This is a genomic window from Amycolatopsis sp. NPDC001319, from assembly GCF_042896185.1.
Classification (GTDB): Bacteria; Actinomycetota; Actinomycetes; order Mycobacteriales; family Pseudonocardiaceae; genus Amycolatopsis.
This window is the reverse complement of the sequence record NZ_JBIAWY010000004.1, coordinates 663,012-685,779: the sequence shown is the minus strand read 5'-3', so window position 1 is coordinate 685,779 and position 22,768 is coordinate 663,012. Positions and strand designations below refer to the sequence as shown.

General features: G+C 67.4%; 11 protein-coding genes and 1 pseudogene. 8 read left to right on the top strand and 4 right to left on the bottom strand.

What is annotated here, in order from left to right:
• The first annotated feature begins 668 nt into the window (after positions 1-668).
• The 3 genes from ACFY1H_RS18180 (at position 669) to ACFY1H_RS18170 (ending at position 2,690) form a co-directional block, all read left to right on the top strand.
• A complete protein-coding gene (locus ACFY1H_RS18180) occupies positions 669-1,616 on the top strand; it encodes a hypothetical protein (protein WP_386947637.1) in 948 nt (315 codons plus the stop codon).
• Between the two features lie 187 nt (positions 1,617-1,803).
• Positions 1,804-2,286, top strand: coding sequence for a hypothetical protein (locus tag ACFY1H_RS18175; protein WP_386947635.1), 483 nt, complete (start codon positions 1,804-1,806; stop codon positions 2,284-2,286).
• Between the two features lie 128 nt (positions 2,287-2,414).
• Positions 2,415-2,690 carry a hypothetical protein gene (locus ACFY1H_RS18170; RefSeq protein WP_386947633.1) on the top strand — a complete coding sequence of 92 codons (276 nt, stop codon included), beginning with the start codon at positions 2,415-2,417 and terminating at the stop codon, positions 2,688-2,690.
• A 1,472-nt stretch (positions 2,691-4,162) separates the two neighbouring features.
• On the opposite strand, the pseudogene ACFY1H_RS18165 reads toward ACFY1H_RS18170, so the two are convergent.
• A pseudogene (locus ACFY1H_RS18165) lies at positions 4,163-4,749 on the bottom strand (IS5 family transposase); the annotation flags it as partial.
• Positions 4,750-5,157: 408 nt separating this feature from the next.
• Between ACFY1H_RS18165 and ACFY1H_RS18160 the strand changes: the two are divergent.
• The 5 genes from ACFY1H_RS18160 to ACFY1H_RS18140 are packed head-to-tail and all read left to right on the top strand — an operon-like array spanning position 5,158 to position 17,838.
• Positions 5,158-5,922 carry a hypothetical protein gene (locus tag ACFY1H_RS18160; protein WP_386947631.1) on the top strand — a complete coding sequence of 255 codons (765 nt, stop codon included), beginning with the start codon at positions 5,158-5,160 and terminating at the stop codon, positions 5,920-5,922.
• Positions 5,922-7,529, top strand: coding sequence for a 3'-5' exonuclease (locus ACFY1H_RS18155; protein WP_386947629.1), 1,608 nt, complete (start codon positions 5,922-5,924; stop codon positions 7,527-7,529). The genes ACFY1H_RS18160 and ACFY1H_RS18155 overlap by 1 nt, the downstream gene beginning before the upstream one ends.
• A gap of 1 nt (position 7,530) precedes the next feature.
• Positions 7,531-11,301: a protein kinase gene (locus ACFY1H_RS18150; RefSeq protein WP_386947627.1), complete on the top strand. Its 3,771-nt coding sequence runs from the start codon at positions 7,531-7,533 to the stop codon at positions 11,299-11,301.
• Positions 11,298-12,947 (top strand): hypothetical protein, encoded by a 1,650-nt coding sequence (locus tag ACFY1H_RS18145; protein WP_386947625.1) that lies wholly within the window; start codon positions 11,298-11,300, stop codon positions 12,945-12,947. Before ACFY1H_RS18150 ends, ACFY1H_RS18145 begins: the two co-directional genes overlap by 4 nt.
• A complete protein-coding gene (locus ACFY1H_RS18140) occupies positions 12,940-17,838 on the top strand; it encodes a helicase HerA domain-containing protein (RefSeq protein WP_386947623.1) in 4,899 nt (1,632 codons plus the stop codon). The genes ACFY1H_RS18145 and ACFY1H_RS18140 overlap by 8 nt, the downstream gene beginning before the upstream one ends.
• Positions 17,839-19,471: 1,633 nt before the next feature.
• Here the strand turns inward: ACFY1H_RS18140 and ilvD are convergent.
• From ilvD to ACFY1H_RS18125, 3 genes are all read right to left on the bottom strand, one after another.
• Positions 19,472-21,169 carry a dihydroxy-acid dehydratase gene (gene ilvD / locus ACFY1H_RS18135; RefSeq protein WP_386947621.1) on the bottom strand — a complete coding sequence of 566 codons (1,698 nt, stop codon included), beginning with the start codon at positions 21,167-21,169 and terminating at the stop codon, positions 19,472-19,474.
• A gap of 153 nt (positions 21,170-21,322) precedes the next feature.
• Positions 21,323-21,550, bottom strand: coding sequence for a hypothetical protein (locus tag ACFY1H_RS18130; protein WP_386947619.1), 228 nt, complete (start codon positions 21,548-21,550; stop codon positions 21,323-21,325).
• Positions 21,551-21,599: 49 nt separating this feature from the next.
• Positions 21,600-22,367 carry a DinB family protein gene (locus ACFY1H_RS18125; RefSeq protein ID WP_386947617.1) on the bottom strand — a complete coding sequence of 256 codons (768 nt, stop codon included), beginning with the start codon at positions 22,365-22,367 and terminating at the stop codon, positions 21,600-21,602.
• Between the last annotated feature and the right edge of the window lie 401 nt (positions 22,368-22,768).

Here is a 22,768-nt window from a genome sequence, read left to right as displayed (position 1 = left end):
ACGAACGCAAACCGGAAGAAAGTTATATCAACGCGATTAGCGCGCACAAGATCACCCACTTCGCCCAGCGCGTTCACGAGGGCAAAAACGTTGCCCTAGAACGCTAGCAAACCGGGATAAAATGGACATAAGTCGGCGACGACTGGCGGCGATCACTCGGATGCATCACGACTTTCGTCGTGTCGCGCAGTTCATTCACGACAATTCAATTTCATACTGTTGGTGATTAACCAAATTGATCAAGCGGAGAGATCGACTACAACAAATGGCCCACTGACCGTCCGGTTGGCGATGTGGGCCCGCGTGCTTTACCTCACCGAGGCAGGGCCCAGCCTCCAGGTCGCCGCCCCCCGAAACTCTCGGCGTCCAGCAGTGATGTGGGCTCCTCCGCGCGACGCGCCCAAACACGCCTCCGAATTCGTCGTAACGACGCGGCAGCTTCTGGCGACATCCGCACGACCGACGCGGCAGCTTCTGGCGACATCCGCACGACCGACGCGCCGCCACCGGACGACTCGCGTCGAGCGTCTCGAGGAGGCAACACCATGGGCTTGGGCCGACGCATCGCCCGCAAGGCTGTCCGGAAAACCGTCCCCCGCAGCGTCCGCCGCGCGGCCCACCCAGTCCGCACCATCAAGTACGCAGTGACCCCACGTCCGATACGCCAAGTGAGCCGCGCCGTTTACACGGTGACCAATCCGCTCGGGGCGGCGGAGAACGCACTCGTCAACAGCCTCTTCGACGGCCGCGGGAAGAATCGCAGGCGCACCGCGGCACGCCCGGCCGCGCGACCCGCTGCATCCCGTTCGACGCCAGCCGTCACTACCGCAGACGCGCGGGCAGCCGAAGGAGCCGCTGCTCACGACCAGCTCGCCGAGCTGATGACCGTCCAGAGGGAACGATTCGCGCCGGCGCAGCGACCGGCTGTCGCCCCGCCCTCTCCGGTCGATCGCGATGCCCTCGCACAGCAGGAGTGGGCTCAGCTCAAGAAGAACGCGCGGCCCTGGCAGCGCGCTCGCCGCCAGGAGCTCCGCCAAGAAGCCACCCGGAGGGCAGCCGAGCGCGCAGCAGCCCAAGACGCACACAACCACACCTCCTACCTCGCCCACCACCACGAGGCCGAAGCCTGGTGGGCCGCGCTGCAACGAGGCGAGTCCCGGGTGCTGACTGCGGCCCTCGTGGCGGCGTTCGCCGACAATCCCGCGCCGGTGAAGGTCGTCCAGGCACTCGAGGCCAAAGCCGACCTCGTCCTGCTGCTCCCCCAGCCTGCCGTCCTGCCGGCGAAGAAAGCACACGTCACTCCCACAGGCCGGCTCTCGACCAAGGCCTGGACCAAGACTGAATTCAACGAGGTGTACGCCGAGCTCCTCGGCGCCCACCTGCTCGCCACCGCCCGCGAAACCTGGGCCGTCGCACCGTCGCTCACCCACATCCGGATCAGAGGCATCCGCGCCGGAATCGACGGCACCGAAGAGAACCTCTTCGACGTCTCCCTCGACCGCACCGGCTGGCCCTGGCACGACGACACCTGCGGCTCCACGATCCTCCGCAACTCCCGCCGCGGCCTCAACCGCGTCGGACGGACCGCCGAGGTCCGCCGCCGGCCGGCTGTCTAGCCCCAACGGTTGACCACACCGTCGCCGATCGCCCTGTCGGCACGGAGCGGCCGCCCGGCCTGCGCGCCTAGCAAACCTCACAGAACTGACCAGAGCCACCGAAAGCTTCCGATCCTGGCAGCAAGACGCCGACGACGCGATCCACGGATTCTTCCAATGGACCGATCCCAAGAAGGCTCGAACCTACATGATCGAGGCGGGCCGGCTAACCCGGCAACGGCGTGAAGCGGCTAGCCTAGCCAACGAGGTCGGCACGCGACTGCGAACCACGCTGCCGTACCCAATTGCGCGACGCTGGCGTGAAGTGCAGGCAGCCCCTCCGGATGAGGTGGGCTACACGCTGGTCCTCGACTGCGCCGAGGCCGCGATAGCATACTGCGCGGTCCTCGGCGTCGTGTTTGCCCACGAGGTCCACATTTCCTTGCAACGTGTCCGCGAGCTACCGCGTCAGGTCCGCAGAGGGATGACCTTTACCACCTGGTTCAACCTCCTCCGTGAAATCTCCGATGCCGCGACCGCACACGATGTCGCGAGTGACTCGCCGCTGGCGCAGTTCCGCTGCTTCGCCGACGCTGACGTGGTGAACACGATTCGATCGTTGCACGAGCGTCGCAACCAGCGATCACACCGGCGAGGCCCGGCAGCCCACGAGATGGAGGACGGGTCATAGAGACACGAGCGCAATTAGAGGATTTCCTCAGCCGAGTCGAATGGCTCGTCGACTACCCTCTTCGCCATATCGACGCCTGCCGTTGGGACAGCTTCACCAACACCTCTCAGATCGCCTACCGCGAGCTCATGGGTGACCACAACATCGTCTCACCGGCGGAGGAACACGTCCCGAACACGTTGGAAACCGGGAGCGCGTACATCACAGACTCCTACGGCCACTACCGCCTTCTTCGCCCGTTCCTCCTCGCCCAAGCCTGCCCGCAGTGTGGTCAACTGACCGTCTTCGTCATTGACCAGTGGAACGCAACCACGCAGGAAGCCGACTTCCTTGCCCTGGACCACACGCACAAGATCACGGTCACCGACGCGCAGGCATCTTTGCGGCAGGTCGGGCTCTTGTAACCCTAATCGGACCGGCCATCGCCCGCACAAACTGGCGGTGGCCTGGTCGACCACGAGACCACCACGGGTCAGGTCTGTGGTGGACACCGGAGTACCTTCCGCGCCAGACGCCGCAACTCGCGGGGATCTCCCTACCGCTGGACCTCTCGCGATGCCAGCGACGGAATAATTCCGCCGTCCAGTGCTCGTTCGCGCCGTTGCCCGACCGGCGGTCCGGTTTGCGGCGCCGAACCGCTAGTCCAGCCGAGTTGGACGACGCCGTGCCACCGGGCCGTTTACAAAACGACATCCGGGCGACCCCTGATTTCGAGTCCCAGTGGCGAGATAATCGACACGATCGTGATCAACGTCAGCCTTTTGGCCATGCAGCCTCGACGTATCGACAGTGTTGACTTCGGCGGCTTACTCGACCATTTAAATGGACCAGCAGGATCCGGTACTCAATGCAGGAAACGAATCTACCGGCCTGAGCAATTTCCTGAAGGACGGGCCGCCGAGGCACGCTGTCAGGTAGGCGCAGGCGAGGGGGCGCAAGGCATCCGACGGGTCGCTGCTCTCCGCGAAGAGTTGCCCGAGCCACAGCGAGTATTCGCAGTACGCGCGCTCGTCGCCGTACCGGAGGGCCTCCGACCGACCGTCGGCCATGAGGTCGCGCATTTCGGGTGCATCCTGGTCCGCTCGGTACGTCCCGCGGCCGCGTGCTTTTCGATCAGCTTGTTGATCCGTCGCTTGCGAAACACCACCATCGTCGCTTACTCCAGGGCTTCGACTAGTTGCTGGCAGGCACTGCTACTCAGCAGCAGAACGGGGAACTTCCGGGCACGTTTCTTGCGGCCCGCTTGCGAACATCGGGTGATCGTTTTAAAGGGGTCGTAGAGCTGCTCGACCGTAGCCGAGGACACCGATATCGACGGACCGGCGACCGGGCAAGCACCACCGCCGGAGAACTAGATCAACGGCGCCGGATTTAGGCATCATCCACGCAGCCATCACCACCAGCCACGACCACCAACCCACACCCTCGTCGACATCGGCCTCGGCTCCGGCCGCCTACACTTCGCCGACCTCCTGCGCATCGCCACCCGGCTGCGCCCGCGAACGCCGAGTGTCCGTTGAACGCCACGTATCGACGGCGAACCGTCCGCAGCCCTCGAAACCCCTCCGGTCACGAGCGCGGTGCCTGCGCGCCGATCGGGCGCACAGACATCGCAATGGATCGCGGATCAGCCTGATTGAGCAACCATGGCTCCACTCCGTCGGCTGCTCGGGATCTTGTGAGCGGCTCGCCACTGACGCAGAATCCTGCGCCCGTAGTTATGCGTACCGGCCACCCGGTCGAGCTCGGCACCGTTGGGAGTCCGGCCGTCGGCGGTTTCGCGGACGTAGTGCTCCCACATCCGCTGCTCGGCCGTCATCTCGCCTAGCCCGGTCCCTAGCGTCGAGATCGAGTGCAAGCTGACGATCTCGGCAGTCAGGTCGGGCTGGTCATAGGCCTTGTCGGCGTGGAGCTTGGCCGGCTTGCGGCGCCGAGGACCGCGGCGAGACGTGATCGCCGGAATCGCCGTCACCAGCGGTTTGAGCGCGTAGGAGTCGTTCGTGTTGGCCGCGGAGATGGCGACTGCGAGCGGCAGCCCGGCACGGTCGGACATGGCGTGGATCTTCGAGCCGGGTTTGCCGCGATCTACCGGGCTGGGACCGGTCATGGATCCCCCTTTTTCGCCCGTACGCAGGCACCGTCCACGATCGCGCGGCTCCAGTCGATGAGGCCCTCGCTGCCGAGTTCGTCCAACATCACGTGGTGCAAACGCCGCCACAGCCCGGCTTTGGTCCACTGGCCGAAACGGCGGTGCGCGGTCTGGAACGCCACCCCGAACGACGGCGGCAGATCCCTCCACGCACACCCGCTGGTCAGCACGTACACGATCGCCGTGAACACCGCACGAGCGTCCAACGGGGCCGTGCCACCACCCTGCCGACGCGACTCGAACGCCGGGATCAACGGCTCCACCAGGACCCACAGCTCATCCGGAACCAACCGCAACGACAAACGATCAACCACAGACAAGAGCATCGCTCACGAGCGACCGATCACCACGTAAGACATGCTCTTAGGAACCGCACATTGATCTGCTCTCGCGGACCTCACTGACCCGATCGACGCAGAGCGCCTGGGACTGCCCGGCTGGTTCTCCTCCGTTCTTCACCTTCGAAGAATCCGCCGACCATGGTCGTGTATACCGGCCTCTCGATCCAATTCGGAGCCTGTCGGCGTGCAGCGGCAGGCTTCCTCGCTGACGCTCGGCGCACAGATCACCATGGAGGAGGGCGACTTTTAGCGCATCCGGCTGCTGGGTGTCGCAGGCCGCCAAGCTGTAACGACTTTGTGCAGCGGGCCGACTCCGGGTTTGTGATCCATGCGTCGGCTCCGCCGCGACTCTACGTCACGATATCTGGTAAAGTCTGGAAAATGCAGGAGAAGTCTGGCGCTTTGGATGTCGATGAGCTACTCCGCCAGCTACAGGCGTTGACGGAAGCGCGCGGCCTTGATCAGCTGACGGTGGAGCGGGTGACACCGGCCCTCAGCGCGGCAGACCGAGCACTGCACGCGGCCAGAATCGGCGCCGCCGCGCCCGCCCGTCAGCAAGCGGTGGATGCGTTGAGTGAACTCGGCGTGCCCGGGACTCCCGCGCTGATCGCGGAGTTTCACCGGGCGAGATTCGGTTCGGAGCTGGCGCCGCGTGCGTTGGCCAGCATCCGGCGGGACGAGCTGCGCGCCTACCGGGCGACGAGCAGCACCAGGTCGACGTGGGTAGTGCCGACGTTGACGACGCAGCTCCAGCCCGCCCGCGGCTATCTCACGTTGTCGTCGTGGCCCGTCTGGCTGCGGATTCACGGGATTCAGTCGCCGCGGGTCGACACCCTGCGGGCGCTGCTCGTCGTGCTGGACGCGCTGACCGGATTGCCCGCCGCGGGCGGCGATCGACTGCAGGCGGTGCGGGAGCTCCGGCGCGTCAGGCTGACCGACCTGCTGATCCGGCTCGGCGCAGGTGTGCCGGGCGTCGACGAGGTCGTCGACGCGGAGACCGCCCGCGAGGCGATCCATGACGAGCTGGACCATCTTGCTGCCAAGGACCGGGCGGAACGCGACGCTGCCGCAACAGAGCTGTCTGCGCTGAGCGAGGAAGAGCGGCTTTTCGGCCGCTCCACCGCGGACACGGGGAGGGTTGATTGATGGCCACGATCGACTCGATGGTCACCGAGGCGGCGGCCGCGTTGGCCGGACGCGAGGGCACGGTGCTGGTGCTCTCCGACGGGCCGGACCGGCCCGACTTGGTGCTCGTCGATCGGCAGGCGGGCGTGTACGCGATCGATCTCGATCCCGACGGGACGACGCCGGAGGAGCGGCGACCGTGGATCGCACTGAATCGGAAGCGGGCGGAGCTGCGGGAAACTCTTGCCGGCTTCGGCGATCCGGCCGTCGGCGCGGCGGTCGTGCTCGGCAGGGCGTCCGGCCGGTTGCTGGAGACCGTCCCGCCGTCGGCGGGCCGGGTTGTGTTGTCTCGGCAGGACATCACCGTTTCGGGCTGGCCCGATCACCTGCCACGTCGTGCTGTCGACGACGCCGATTTCACCGCCATCGTGGATCGGCTCGCGCCGTCCGCGGTGTTCACCGGGACCGCCAGAACCGGCGCGGCCGACCCCGGCGCGACGGAGCGGACCGCGACCAGGCTGCTGTTGGACGCGGCGCAGGCCGTGACCGCTCTGGCGCCGATCGCCGACATCGCGCTGGTGACCGGCCCGCCGGGCAGCGGGAAGACACTGCTGCTGGCCGCCCGCGCGCGAGAACTGTGCCGGTTGCATCCGGACTGGGACGTGACCGTCCTGGTATACAACCGAGCACTGGTGCCTTACGTGACGCGGCTGATCGATGCCCCCAAGGTCACGGTGACCACGATAGGCAAGTTCGCACACAGTATCGGCTTCAGCATCGATTTACGTGGTGGCAACGAGGCCGAACGGGATTTCCGGAAGGCGTACGAGCGCGGAATTCCGCAGGCGATCGACGCGTTGCTGGTCGACGAGGTGCAGGATTTCGACCCGGCTTGGCTGCGTTTCGCGGTGGCGACCGTCCGGCCAAGTCAGGGCGGTGTGTTACTGGTCGGCGACCCGGAGCAAGGGCTGTATCGCGACAGCGATACAGCGGCCGCGCTGGACGGCCGGGACATCGTCCGCCGCTCGCTCACCCGGCCGTATCGCAGTACGAAGCAGGTGCTGCGGGCAGCGGCCGTGCTGAACGGACAACCGGTGACCGGCGCCGAAGAAGCGCCGGCAGGAGAACCGGTCGAGTTGATCTGGGCTGACTCGAAAGATGCCCAGTTCGACTGCGTCGCCTGGGAAATCGGGAGGCTGCTGCAGGACGGCGCCCGGCAGCCGCACGAGATCGCGGTCCTGCTCAGCCAATGGCACGGCCTCGGCAAACTTCGTGCGGCGTTGGCCGCTCAGGACATCCCCTTCGAGGTATTCGACAAGAAGAACCCGCTTGAGTTCGCCCCGGCGACGCCGTCAGTCAAGGTCGTCACCGTGCATTCCGGTAAGGGTTACGAATTCCCGGTGGTGTTTCTGCTCGGTTTGGAGACGTTGCCGGCAGGTACGGACGAAGAAGCCGGGAGACGGCGGCGCGTCGGGTTCGTCGGCGCCACCCGCGCCAAGGACCAGCTGCTGATCACTTATACGAAGTCCACGGCGCTGGTCGATCAGCTCGTCGCACTCGACGCCGACGTGCGCTGCTGGACCTGGCCGGACGACTACCAGCGCGACGCTCGCGCGGAGGTGGGCTGACATGGCACGACTGCATGTTCTGGGCGACTGGCACGGGCCCGGTGAGGAGAACACGGCGAATCGGCTCAGGGACGAGCTCCCCGGCGATTGGGACGTCATCGCCGGCCGGCAGATCCCCACCGGCACAGGCACGGTGGATCTCGACCTGATCGTGGTCGGGCGCAACGGTATCTACGTCGGCGAGGAGAAGGCCTGGGGCCGGCACGTCGTCGCCGGCGAGGTGTTCTGGTACGTCAACGGCGAACAGCGGTCCAACCCGGTCAATCAGGTCGCCCACGCGTCTCGAGTGCTGGCGGGAAAGCTGCGAGCGAAGGTCACCAGCTGGGCGCAAACGCAGAAACGACTGCCGCGAGGCGTGCACCCGGTCACCGGTCACGTGATCATGTCGCACCCGTCGCTCGAGTTGTCCGGCACCGCCGACCTCGGCACGGATGTCGTGCTCCCGCTGGCCGAGGCGGCCACGGCCTTGACCGCGCGCGACGCGGCGCTGCCGGACGAGATGGCTCCGCTCCGGTCGAAGGTGATGAGCTATCTCCTCGACCTCCCTCAGCGCGATCCGGCGGAAGCACCCAGGCAGATCATGCAGTACACCGTCATCGGCCAGCTCGGAGAAGAAGGCAACGCTCGGGTGTTTGCCGCCGAAACCCCCGCGCACCGGATGCTTTTCCTCTACTGCGTTCCCGTCGCCATGGCCGCGGACCGGGCCGCGGCCGAACGGCTTGCCGTCCGCGAGCACGATGCGCTCGCTTTGCTGGCCAAGGAAGATCGCACCTGGCAGGTGCGGGATTGGTTCGACTGGGAGGGTTACCGGGTCACCCCGATCGAGCCCGACCTGGACGGAACCAGCCTGTGGAAGCTCAGCGGCGATCGCGGACCGGCCGCGGACGCGCAGGGCGTGATTCCGCCAGACGTCGCGACGTCGGTCGTGCACGACGCGTTCGCAGCGCTGGCCTCCGTGCACGGGAAAGAAATCATGCATCGTGCGCTCCGGCCGAGGTATATCGAGCTCACCACCGAAAACCGGGTGCGGTTCCGGGATTTCAGCCGGTCTCGCATCCCGAGTACGGAGACCATCGCGCCGGATCTGGTCGACGACCACCCGTCGACGCCGTTCCGCGCTCCGGGCACCAGCATGGAGTTCTTCGGCTCGAAGGACGACGTGTACAGCCTGGCGCTCTGCCTGGTGCAGTGGATCCACGGCGTCCAGGAAGCGGAGCCCGACCACGACCTCGTACGGCGGCGCGCGGCGGCCTATCCGGAGATCGGCGCCCTGCTGGCCCGCTGTCTTTCGCCGGAGTATGACCAGCGGCCGGAGGCCGCCGAGGTCGCCGCCGCCACGGCGCCGGACGTCGCGGCCCGGTCGGTGATCATCGCGGACGCCCCGGACCCGATGCCGGACCAGCTCGTCAACGGCCGGTATCGGCTTCGGTACCGGCTCGGCGAAGGTGCGTGGGCGGTGACGTGGCTGGCCGCCGACGAGCAGGTGCCCGGCGAACGCACGCTCAAGTACCTCCGTCCGGACCGGGTGTCCGGGGAGCAGGCCCTGGCCGAGTTCACCAACGCCGACCAGCTGTACAGCAAGTACTGCGCCCGGGTCTACGACCTGTTGCCACACCCGGAGCCTGGTGTGCTGGTGCAGGAATACGTGCCGGGCAGCATGCTGAAGAAGCTGGCGACGGAGTCCGCGCTCGACGGCGAGGCAGTCCGGCGCATCGCCGTCGACGTGTTCTCCGGACTCGCCGATGCGCACCAGCAGGGGCTGTATCACCGGGACGTCAGCCCGGCCAACATCATCGTGTCCGCCGACGGCAACGCGCGGCTGATCGATTTCGGGCTGGCCGCACCGGTCGACGAGGCTCATTCCGCGGTCGGTTCCCCGCCCTACACCGCGCCGGAAGTCTGGGCGAGCGGCACCTGGTCCCGGGCCGCCGACCTCTACAGCGCCGCCGCGTCGATTTTGCACGCCATCCTCGGCCGCTACCCCTACGCGGGCACTGATCTCGGAGGCCGGAAGACACTGATCCCGCCGACCGACGACCACCGACGGCGCTACGGCGCGGTGGTGCTCGACGCGCTGTACCGCTGCGTCGCTTACGAACAGGCGGAACGGCCACAGTCCGCCGAGGAGTTCCTCCGGTCGCTGACCGAACCGACGAGTCAGGTCATCAACCCGACGGTCGCGGCCTTGCGCGGCCTGTATCGGGAAAGCGGGATCGGCAACGCGGGAAACCGCGGCCTCGACGACGAATTCGCCCACAACACGTACGCGAAGACCTGGCTGGACGACCGCCTGCTGCCCGCGATTCTCGACCGCAAGCTCGACATCGTCGTATTGAGCGGCAACCCGGGCGACGGCAAGACCTCATTCCTGGTCAAGGTCGGCAATACGCTCGACGACCGTGCCGCGGAGACCCGGCACGCCGACGAGGCCGGCTGGCGCAAACAGCTCGACGGGCACACGTTCGTCGCGGTCTACGACGCGTCCGAGTCCCACGGTCCGCTTTCCTCCGACGACCTGCTGCACCAGGCGCTCGCCCCTGCCGACGGGGAGGACCCGGCCCGGCGCACGGTGCTGATCGCCGCAAACGACGGCCGGGTCACTCAGTTCTTCGACGACAATGAGGACTTGTATCCGGAGGTCGCCGAAGAACTGCGCCGTCAACGCCGTGGCATTGCCGATGCGAACGCACGCATCGTGTTGGTCGATCTGAAACGCCGAGCACTGGTCGTTCCGGATGGCACGTCGCCCAGTTTGGCCGAGGCCATCCTCGATCTGTTCACCGCGGACTTCCGCTGGTCGGCGTGCGACGGCTGTATTGCGCGAACTGGCTGCCCGATCCGGCGCAATGTCGAGGACCTGCGGGCGGCTCCGGCCAAGGCTGCGGTCAAAGAACTGGTGCTGACCAGCCATCTGCGCCGCCGCCGGCGCGCGACCGTGCGGGATGTCCGGTCCGCGTTCGGCTGGCTGATCACCGGGAACCTCTCCTGTGAACAGGTCCACGCAGAGCGCGCCAACGACGCCGACCCGGGGACGGACGCCCGTCGGCTGCCCGGACTGGCTTTCGGTGGGGGCAGCGGCGACAATTTGCCGGGGGAATGGGCCGACCTGGACCCGGCGGAGCTGCCGGCTCCCGGCGCAGTTCGGACCGCACGCGCGGACCGAACGCTGATCCCCGATCTGCACGAAGTCGCCGACGCAGACATCAGGCGGCTCAAACGCGAGCTGTTCCTCGGCCACTGGGGTGGGGAAACCGCGCGTGCCGAGGTGCGCGGCTACCGTTACCTCACCGAGTACCTCGCCGCGTTGGCCGCCCCCGAGTCTGCGTTGCCGCGGTTCGTCAGCGGGCTGTCGAGGGTGCTGGGGTTCGTCGGGTACGCGGACAAGGACCTGGCGCTGCGGGATCAGGCATACGACGCGCCCGCGGTCCGCGCCATCGTGGTGATCAAGGAACTGGCCGCGTCCCAGTTCGCGCTGACCGCGGACGGCGCCCGTTCGCCGTACCTCGAATCGTTTCCTGACCTGCTGGTGTTGCGGCATTCGTCCGGAGCGGAACTGCGGATCACTCTGGACACCGCCGAGCTGCTGTTGCGCACGGCCGACGGCGAGATCCTCGGCGACCTCGCCTCTGCGGCGATCCGGCAGGAGGTCGCCGGCTTCGGCAATCGTCTGCGCCGGGAGCCCGCGCACGCGGTGCGGGTGATCGACGGCTCCGGCCGGTCGTTGAAGGCGAAGGTCGTCGACGGCCGGATCGTGCGAGAGGACGCGTCATGACCATCGAACTGCCCAAGACCGTGAAGACGTACCAGTACCAGCCGCTGACCATTTTCAGCGTGCTGGACACCGACGTGGACCGGGTATTGCCGCACGTGTTCGAGGCTTGCGTCAAAGGCGGCCGGCCCGGCAAGTTCCTGACCGACGAACGGGACTACGACGGCTATCTCGATCGTTTGCTCGCGAACGATCAGCTGGCTGGCTTCGATTCGCCGGACGCGCGCGCGTTGCTGGACGGCTGGCTGCGGTCATGCATCGTCGACATGGGCAAGATCGGAAAGTCGCACAGCGGCGAACAGATGCTGTCAGTCGCCCCGCTGACGCTGGCGGCGTACCGCGCCGGGCTGCCGAAAACACGAACCCGGCATCGTCGTATCGACGAGTTCACCTATCAGCTGTTGCGCGCCGAAGTCGCGCGCACTGCATCCGCAGAGGCAGACGGCGAACTGCGCCGGGTCATCTCGGACAACATCGGCCAGGGCCTTCGGATCGGGCCGGGCCCCCAGTGGAAGCCCGAGCTGGTCGACCCGAGCCGGCTCGACATCAGCGCTTTGCTCGAGGTGCGGTTCCTCGAAGGGTTCGAGATGGGCGACGTCCGCGCCTTCAAAGAGGACGCCCGCGAGCTGGACAGCCCGCTGCCCGGAGTCACCGGGAATATGGGCACGATGCTGCTCGCGCACCTGGTCGTGTACTCGGAGCGGCTGCCGACCGCGGCGCTGATGTCCACCTTCGCCGGCCTGCTCGCGCTGAGCACGTTCACCCTCAGCCTGCGCATCAACGCCGCGGGCCGAGAATTGTTGCGCACCGGCACTACGCCTGCCGACATGGTCGATGCCGACCCCGCGTCAGGGCTCGAGCTGTACTGCGACTTCACCGGCGGCATGGACGACGAGTCCGACAAGCTCTCCAGGCTGTGCGTCGAGCGCGATCTCAACCAGCTTCGGCTCGCGTTCCGCGACCGCATGACGTTCATGATTGTCGAAAAGGGGCTCGAGCGCGCGCGAGCCGAATGGGAGGAGCTCGCCCGGCTCTCTCAAGCCGAGCGGCTGGTCCGGCTGGCCGAGCTTCGCGAGCACCAGAAGGTAGAGCTGTTCGCGATGAGCCAGCTCGACGACATCGACGCGAACAACCCAAGAGACAGTGCCCAGCTGACCGAGGACGAGGCCAAGTTCCTCGACGAAATCAAGCGCGCCGAGAAGAGCGAGGTGGACAAGCTGCTGGACCTGCTCGAGTTCGTCAACCAGGCCAAGGCGACTGCCAACACGGTCGGGTGGTTTTCCTCGGTGGGCGGTCTGCGCAAGCCGTACGGGATCCTCTCGGGCTCGTTCCAGCACCGCCGGTCGTGGCGGTACGCGCCCAGTGACGAACTGCTGAACATTCTGCTGCTGGCGGTATTCGTCAAGAACCGGCAGGGCTTCCGGCCGACGATGCCGCTGCGGACCGTGCTGGCCGAGCTGAGGGACCGGTTCGGCATTCTGATCGACCAGCCGCCCGAGTTCCTGGACGGCGCGGAGGCGCGTGCCGCCGCGGCGAACAACTTGGCCGCGTTCAAACGCCGGCTTCAGCTGCTGGGCTGTTTCGACGGCCTTTCCGACGACTTCTCCGAACAGATCGTTCGCCACCCGCTGGGAGATCGTGATGCCTGAGCCTGTGAAGGCGTTGCCGAAGCTGGTCGTCGACCGGATCGCGGCCGCGCTAACCGAGCACGTCGCGAAGCACGAGGCAGGCCACTGCGTCCGGGTGGACAACCTGCGCCAGACCGATGCGGAGTGCCTGGCACGGGTCTTGCAGGCAGGTCCGGCGTCGGCCAAAGCCGATGTGCACGTGCTGACTGACCGGCCGGACCACGCGGACGGTGATCTGTCGATCCCGGCTGAGCGCGCGGTCGAGCTGCGCAACCGCAAACAGCGTCAGCTGGTTCTGCTGATCCCCGTCGGCATCGGTGCCGCGGCGAGTTCGCTGGACAACAGCTTCGAGCGCCGCGACGCGGTCGGCCTGCTCAGCGTCGCGAGCGAGGCTTTGATGGACGAGCTGCCGCCCGACGACGGCGTGCAGACCGGCGTCAGGAAGGTGGCTCGCGAACTCGGCAGCAAGCGGCCGGTCGAGGCATGGGCCCGGTACGTTGCCGCGGTCAGCGCCGAACCTTCGTGGCAGACCATCGGTGCCTCGCTTCCGCTGGTCGGTCTCATCCCTGACCACGGCAAGGATCTCGTCGAGAGGCTGGCCGACAACAGCAAGTGCGTCAAAGCGATTTCCCGGCCAGCGCGGGCGGTTTCCACGGTGGCGGACCGGCTCAGCAAGGCCGGTCTGCAAGCCGGCCCCGTGCGCGACTGGCTCGCCGGCTTCCTGTCCGACGCGCATCGTGATCTGTCCAACCCGGCGTCGTGGACCGCGGCGCTGGCGGATGCGGACGATCTCGGCTTCGAGCGGTGGCCGCTGGCGGAGCCGAAGACGGTCGACGTCGACCAGGTCCGGGTCGCCCCGTTCGTCCGTCAGGACGGCAAAGTAGTGGCGACCTCGCGGCTCAAGCAGAAGAGCCCGAACGACCTCCCATTCACCGAAGTCGGCGAGGGTGTCGCCGGCTCGGTGCGCGTGACCTGGACGACCGATCCGGCGAAGACCGATGCGATCCATCGCTGGCTCGTCGAGGTGCTGCCCCCGGCGGACCTGCGTGACGACGGCGACGCCACCGAGCCGATCGCGAAGATGATCGTCGCGAGCTCCCGGCGGACCGCGACTGTCACCATCGATATCGACGAGGCCGACCTCGAGCAGGGTTCGCTGTTCATCGCGCGCGTGACCGGGCTGGACACCGCGGGCCAGCCGGTGCTGCTGCGAGGCGGCGGCGACATCGCCCGCGACGAAAGCCAGCAGTTCACCGTGCGCTGGGAAGACGCTCTGATCTCCGGCGACACCCGGCGCGCCTCGGCGTGGGCGCTCGCGCTCGGGAGACTGGATGCGGTGCTCGGCGGCCAGGACGACCTCAGCGAGGACGCCTACAGCGTGGACGACACGCACACCGCGGTGTCGCTGAGGCTCGGCGGGCGACGGACCGTGCTGCTCGGCGTCAGCCCCGTCATCGCCGATCTGCAACGCCGGCTGTTCGAGCAAGGAAGCAGGGCCACTGCCTTCGAGGCGGCCGGACGCATGGGCGAGGTGCTCGAACTGGACAGGGTCGAGCCGATCGACCACGTCCTGCCGCAGGCCTTGGCGAGGTCTCGGAAAGAAGTCCACGCCCTGTTCGGCGCACAACCGCGCAGCCTGGTCGAGTCGGTGGCCTGGAACGACGAGCTGCGGGCCCAGGTGCGTTCCTATTGCCAGTCCTACAAGCGCGCACTCGACCAAGCGATCACCGACCCGGCTCACCGGGATGCATTGCTGTCCCTGGACACGCTGACGCTGAGCGTCACGACGGCGGGCGGGCAGCCGATCCGGGCGGTCGTGGTACTGCCCTTCCATCCGATGCGACTGGCCTGGCTGGCCGAGTACGACACCGCGGTGACCGGCTGGGCACGCGAGCTGGCCAAGCTGGAGAAGGCCCAGCGCAAGAAGCGGGTCGATGCCGACCTGATCCGCCGGGTGACTCCGGCCAACCTTCCGTTCGCCGTGCCCGCCGGCGGCGATGTCTTCGTGCACGCCCGGGAGGCGACGGTCGGCACCGGGATCTATCTCGCCCCCGGCGAGCGCGAGCCGGGCATCGCCGTGCAGGCGGTGTTCGACGTGATCGGCATCGACCGCCGGGACGTGGCCACCGACGTGCCGCCGAACATGCTCGCCGAGCGCATCTCCACCTACCGGCACACGCACTCCCATCCGGACGCGGTCCGGCTGCTCGCGATCAACCCCGGTTCCGGCGAGCTGCTGGCCAAGGCGCTCGGCGAATCGGTGCTGACCGGCAAGGACACCGATTCCGACGTCACCAGGCTGACCGGTCGGGCCGAGGTCGTGGCCTACACCAACCGGCAGGCCGGCACCGATCCGCTGCCTGCACTGACCGACCTGCAGAAGCGGGTCGGCGGGTACCGGGTCGGGAACACGCGGTCCTACCTGCGGCCTCCGCTCGGCCTGAGCGTGCGGCCGTTCGAGCGGCTCGCAGCCGATGTCGAGCCCGCACACCTGAGCGTGGTCAACGACCTCGCGGTGGTAGCGGCGGACGGTGCGCCGACGGCGGACGCGACGACGGCGTTCCGCAACCTGCTCACCCCGACCACCAGCAGGCCGGTGACCACCGAGCACGGCCGGCGCTGGGAAACCGTACCGGCGGTGAAGCTCCGCGACGGAAAGAACAAGAATGCCGCTGCGGACGCCGTCGACGCGCACCGGGCGCACCAGGCCGTGCTCGCCGTGCACCGGGGGTTCCCCGCCGACCACGGCATCGCGTTGCGGGTCTCGCTCGGCGACGACGAGACGACGGCGCTGACGGCGGCACACGACCGCGCGGACTGGGTCCTGTCGATCGACCGCAATCTCGGGTTCGAGCTCTTCACCGAGCACGCCGACCGGAGCCGGCTCTACATCGTGGATCATGCGCCCGACTTCCTCGAAGGTATCGGACCTCGGCTGACCGTGACCACGAAGCACCGGGGCGAGATCGAGCGGCTGCTGTCCGCGGCGATGCGGGACATGGGGTTCGCCGACGACCGTCGATCGGTCCGGGACACCCTCCACTGTCTGCATCGGGCGTCGGGACGGCTGGCGTTGCGCCTGATCGGCAAGACGGACTTGGCCGCGGAGGCGGTCGGGCTCGCCGCGACACTGGCCTGGCTGGACAGCCGGGGCGAGTTGAAAGACACGATCGTCGTGCCGGTCGATGTGCATCGGGAGATCTTCGGCGCCGCCGCCGACGGGCCGAGGCTGTGCGACCTGATCCTGGTCACCGCCACGAGGCAAAGCCTGCGGATGACCTGCGTCGAGGTCACGTCGCGGCAGGGCGACGCACCGCCGGAACAGCTGATCGACGACATCGCCGAGCGCATCGACGCGACCGTGTCGATGCTGGATGCCGGCTTTCTCGGCACCGATTCGCCTCGCACCGACGCAGATCTGCAACGGACGAGGCTGGCCGGGATCCTGCGTCACCACGCGCACCGCGCGTTCGCCATGGGCATGCTGAGCGAGGAACGGCTGGCGGTCGCGGAACGCCAGTTCGCCAGGCTCGAGGAGAGCGTCAATGTGGAGATCTCCCGCCGCGGCTATCTGGTGAACCTGGACTGTGAACTCGACGTCGCCGGTGAGTACCGCGGCGTGCCGATCGAAGTGCTAACCGCGGCGAAGCTTCGCAAGGCAGGCGTCGCGACGCTGCTACCGAACCAGCTCGCTCAACCTGCAAAGGACAACGCGGTCTCGGACAATGCCGAGACACCGTCCGGCACGGAACCGGCCCCGGACTCGCGGCCGGGATCCGCCGAAGAACCGGCCGTCGTCACGGCGCTGTCGGCCGACCCCGATATCTCCGAGCAAGAGCCGAAGCCCGAAGCTCCGGAGACCGAGGAGCAGCGGACCGGGGACCGGCCCGGCGAGGTGCGGGTGGTGTTGGGGAAGGATGCGCATTCGGCCGAGGTGAGCTGGCGGATCAGCACGTCGGGCAGCCCGCACATGTTCGTTCTCGGCATCCCCGGCCAGGGGAAGTCGGTCACCACCCGTCGGATTCTCACCTCGTTCGCCGACCAGGGACTGCCGGCGCTGGTGATCGACTTCCACGGCGACATGGCGGCGAACCCGGCGGCGAACGCGGCCGTGGTCGACGCCTCGGACGGGCTGGACTTCTCCCCGTTCGAGCTGCGAGCCGGCGCCGACCACCGGAAGTACGCGCAGGCAGCCTTGGAGCTGGCGGAAGTCGTAGGCTTCGTGAGCGGGCTCGGCGAAATCCAGCGGGACGTCGTCTACAAGACGCTGCGCGAGCTCTACCAGCACCACGGGTTCGGTTCGGCGGCAGGTCCGTCCGGGCTTCCCACCATGGAGGAGTTCGCCTCCTTGCTGGAACTCAAGGAAGCCACGGGGCCCGGCAAGAACGTGACTGCGCGCGTCCGCCCGCTCAGCGACTTCGACCTGTTCCGGGACAACCCCGGCGACGGCCTTTTCAGCGATCTGCTGGCCGGCGGCATGGTGCTCGACGTGCATTCGCTGATGGAACAGGTGCAGCTGGCCGCGGCCGCGTTCGTCCTCCGGAAGGTCTACCGGGAGATGTTCCACTGGGGACAGACCGACCGGCTACGCCTCGCGGTTGTGCTGGACGAGGCGCACCGGCTCGCCAAGGACGTCACGCTGCCGAAGATCATGAAGGAAGGACGCAAGTACGGCATCGCTGTCGTCGTCGCGAGCCAAGGCGTCGACGACTTCCACCGCGACGTCCTCGGCAACGCCGGCACCAAGGTCGCGTTCCGCTGCAATTTCCCGCAAAGCAAGACCGTCGCCGGTTTTCTGCGCGGCCGCGCGGGCAAGGACATGGCGCAAGCGCTGGAGAAGCTCAGTGTCGGCCAAGCCTATGTTTCCACTCCCGACTCCCCCGAAGCGAAGAAGGTCTTTATGGAGCCGTGATCGTGATCGACCCCGGGCCCCGATCCTGCTTACACGATCATTGCCTGCTGCCGAAACGATTGTTCAGCGACGGCAGGCTCGTGCCCCGGCTCGCGGCGGGTAATCGCTCCTCCGGAGACTAGAGGTGTCCGCGCCGACGGTCTGGGCAACGAGACCCCGGGGCCTGGTGGCTGATGCATCGACCAGCGCATGCGGCAGAACCGGCCTCACCTCCGACCAGCCGATCAGCAACAACGGACCATCGTATCGAACAACGTCTTCCCAGGTCAGCGACGTCAAAAGCTCAGCCACGTTCAGCGCCGACGTCACCACGCTTGACGCCAATAGCAGCCGTCGAGCCGGCCGGATCACCTCACCACGGGCGCCCGCATCGACAGGGACCGGATCGCGACCAGCCGCCCGACCACCGACAGATCCAGTGCAGGCGCCGTCGGCACGATTGACCTGGACGAATAGCCCGGAAGAATCCGGCACGCGCGAGCCCGAGAAGAGCCCGAGAGGTCGCGCACACGACGACAGAACGCGGTATAGCCAGATATAGGTGATGGCCGGTGACCAGCCGAAAAGGTCTTGTTCGACATCACTAGGCACCGTCCGGCAGGGCAAAAAACGATCTCTTAACCAGCGGGTTCGGGGTTCGAGTCCCTGATGGCGCACCCTCACTCCCCAGGTTCGGATCACTTCCGGCCTGGGGATTTGTGTTATGTGGAAGAGTTTCTTCCGGTTGTCTACCGTCCACAGTGGTCACCGTGATCGAAGAATTCCTCAGCGAGTCGAGCCCGAACTTCATGTCCAACCCACCATGAGCGCCAGGCTTTCGCGGTGTGGCACGAATCCCGCCGACTGGTTGCGGACGGCCCCACCTTCGGGTCCGCTGTTCAGCCGCAGCCGGCCAGGCCACGCCTGCCAACCGCGCTGAAAGCGACAGGTCCGGCGCCTGCACGCCCGATGTCCGCCCCCACTGGTTCGACGCCCTCGCGCGCGGGATTTCCGGTGTCCCGCACCGGTCATCAACCGGGACGGGAGACGCCCGCGCCGCCATGCTCGCCGACGGCGTCCGCACGCTCGCAGCCCCCAACCCCGCCTGCGCCCGCGTCGGCCCGAACGGCGCCCTCAGCGCAGACCCCAGCAAGGCACACAGCTTCTGGCTCACTGCACACGAGGCGAATCCGACGGCAGCTGCGGCGCCGCGCCCCGAAGCCTTGCCGGAGTCTTCGAGACCAGTCTTGCCTGTGCATTGGCGGCCGGCCAGGCAGCCCGAGGTTCAAGGCTTCTGCGCCGACTGCTCGAGCGCCGCCTGGTGCCGAGAGGCCTTGTCTGCTGCGCTCGGGAGCAGACTTTTCTCGGCGTCGTCGAGGGCGTCCTCGGACAGAGCACCAGCGAACCCGGCGCCGACGCCCGCTTCGTCAGGGTGGCCGGGGCCGGGGAACGTCGTGAACCTTTCCTCATGGGCTTGAGCACTCATGCCACACACGCGGCAGCGACCGGCGCCGTCCCCACTTTCCTGAGCGGCTCATCCACTGAGCCCGGCACCAACAGAAATTGCCAGCGCCCTTCGCCTCGTTCCGCTTGACCATTCGGTCATGAGCGACGGCCACGCCCGGCCGGATCGCCGGGCGCAGTCCTGGCTGCGTTACCCGCAGACAGCGCCCTGGGAGGCCGAGCCGACGAGCCTGGAGTACTTGGCCAGCACGCCGCGTGTGTAGCGGTCGGGCAGTGGGGTCCAGCCCGCCCGGCGAGCGGCCAACTCGGCGGCATCCACGCCGAGGTCCAGCATGCCGGTCGCGACGTTGAGGCTGACGGGATCGCCATCGCGGACGAAGGCGATCGGCCCGCCGTCGGCTGCCTCGGGGGCGACATGGCCGACACACAGGCCGGTCGTGCCGCCGGAGAAACGGCCGTCGGTCAGCAGCAGGACGTCCTTGCCGAGCCCTGCACCCTTGATCGCCGCGGTGATGGCGAGCATCTCCCGCATCCCCGGCCCGCCCTTGGGGCCCTCGTAGCGGATCACCACGACGTCGCCCGCGACGATCGTGCCGTCCTCCAGCGCGTCCATCGCGGCGCGTTCGCGATCGAACACCCTGGCCGTGCCGGTGAACACGTCCGAGTCGAAACCGGCGGACTTCACGACCGCGCCCTCCGGCGCCAGGGAACCACGCAGGATCGTGATGCCGCCGGTCGGGTGGATCGGCGAGGCCATCGCGCGCAGCACCGTGCCGTCCGGGTCCGGCGGCGCGATCTCGGCCAGGTTCTCGGCGACCGTACGCCCGGTCACGGTCAGGCAATCGCCGTGCAGAAGACCCGCGTCCAGCAACGCTTTCATCACCACCGGCACGCCGCCGATGCGATCGACGTCGGTCATCACATGCCGCCCGAACGGTTTCACGTCGGCCAGGTGCGGCACCCGCGCACCGATCCGCGTGAAATCGTCCAGACTCAGCGGCACCTCCGCCTCGTGCGCGATCGCGAGCAGGTGCAGCACCGCGTTGGTGGAGCCGCCGAACGCCATCACCACGGCGATCGCGTTCTCGAACGCCTCCCGGGTCATGATCCGCCGAGCGGTGATCCCCTTGCGCAGCATCTCGACCACCGCCTGACCGGACCGCCGCGCGAACCCGTCACGCCGCCGGTCCGTCGCCGGCGGAGCCGCACTGCCGGGCAACGACATCCCCAGCGCCTCGGCCGCACTGGCCATCGTGTTCGCCGTGTACATCCCGCCGCACGCGCCCTCGCCGGGACAGATAGCGCGCTCGATCAGCCCGACGTCCTCGCGGCTCATCAAGCCCCTGGCGCACGCACCGACGGCCTCGAACGCGTCGATGATCGTGACTTCGCGCTCGCCGCCGTCCGACAGCGTGACCCGGCCGGGCAGGATCGAACCGGCGTAGAGGAACACGCTGGCCAGGTCAAGCCGGGCGGCCGCCATCAGCATTCCCGGCAACGACTTGTCACAGCCGGCCAGCAGCACCGAGCCGTCCAGCCGCTCGGCCTGCATCACCGTCTCCACACTGTCCGCGATCACCTCACGCGACACCAGAGAGAAATGCATGCCCTCGTGGCCCATCGAGATACCGTCGGACACCGAAATCGTGCCGAACTCCAGCGGATAGCCACCCGCGGCGTGCACGCCGTCCTTGCTCGCCTTCGCCAGCCGGTCCAGCGACAGGTTGCACGGCGTGATCTCGTTCCACGACGAAGCGACACCGATCTGGGGCTTCACCCAGTCGTCGTCACCCATGCCCACAGCCCGCAGCATCCCGCGCGCAGCGGTGCGCTCCAGGCCGTCCGTGACATCGCGACTGCGCGGCTTGATGTCCGGAGTCTCGTCCATGACCGGACCGGAGTCCGAGCGATTCTGGTGCACCTTGTTCCTCCACGGTTTTTCGACGACCAAATTCGACTATCGTAACTTGGCAGCACCCGGTACAAAAGCAGAAATTTTCCCAGGGATAACTTGGTCAAGTCGTTCAGAAAATCAGTCATATCACGGTAATCGTTTCGGGGCAGAATGCGAGCCAAGCTCGTCCAGGATGTCCCGATCTTTCGCCGAAGTGATCTCAACGCTCGCGTGCTCGGCGAATTCAAGCGGCGTGAGGTCAACAACGACCTCAGCCTCCGTGTTGAGGAAGTAGCTTCCCGGGAAGGTTTCCACGCCCGCGAGGTCGTTCGGCAAGGCGATCTGAACGACCGTGGAGCCGCCGACCTCCGTCACCCATCACGGACACCAGGGCTCGCCACCTGGCCGGGGAATAGCTCGAAGACTACTGCGGTTCAGGCACACCTGCCTCGAGCACCGCAAGGTCGCGCGCCGCGTAACGGTGGTGCTCGCCTTCTTCTTTCAGCACTACCTTGAGACAGCGGCGCACGACGTACTCCGTGTCGGGATACGGGTGCGCCGGCTTGCGACCGCACACCCGGTCGAGCTCGGCCGGAGTGAGCCCTTCGACGACACGCCGCATCACGGCCATGCGGGCCAGCCGTGGCGCGAGCACCTCGTCGAGCGACGGGGTGGCGTCAAGGTCCAGGCCCAGCTTCGCCGCCGCGTCGGGCGGCATCCCCCCGGCGGGCAGGCCCCACGGGTGGTAGGGCGCTTCCTCCTCGAGCACGGCGTTGCCGAGCCAGGCATCGCACGCGAACAGCAGATGCCGTTGCGTCTCGACAAACGACCACTCGCCCGCCACCCGCTCGTGCAGGCTGGCCTCGGGCAACAGCCTCGCCTGGTCAAGCGTCGCGCCCCACAGGGCCTCGATCGCGTCCCACGCAGCCCCGTAGTCCTCGGGGGATGCCGCATCCCGAGCCAGCACCCGCACGGGGTGCCGGCGGTCGAGTTCCGCCTCGACGTAGGCGGTCACGTCGACATCGTTGACGACCAGGCGCTCGAAGTCACCACCGAGATAGACGTCCCTGCCGTAGCAGTCGACGATCTTCAGGCCATTCACCTCGCAATCGCGGATCTCGAGGCCGGCGAGATTGCACAGGTGGATACGAGCACCACGGAATTGGTCGCTCTCGGCGTACTCGGAAACCATCGAAGCAGTCTCGCCCACCCGCCCCGCCCCCGCCACACTCGGCAGCGGCCTGGCCATCGACTCGATGCGAAAGGCGGGGCCAGCGTGAGTCCGCGGCAAGGCGCTGTCGCGACGCACAACGTGCAGACCTCGTGATGACCGGGCGCAGCTCGCCGTCCAGCTCAACGTGCAAGTTCTCGACTTCCAGCAGGTGATTGAGCCCGTCTCGCACCTTGTCTGCTGACTCTCGGTCGTGAGGGTATTGGCGAGGGTCGGTCAGCCGCCTGAGTACTTGTTCGATGGCGTCGGGTTCATCGCGGCGGTGCCGGCCCCTACATTCCAAGGACCGCAGAGAGTTACGTCGAACGCGGGGTCACCGGACTTCCATGGTTTCCCGCCGTGCCTGGACCTACTGTCGAGAA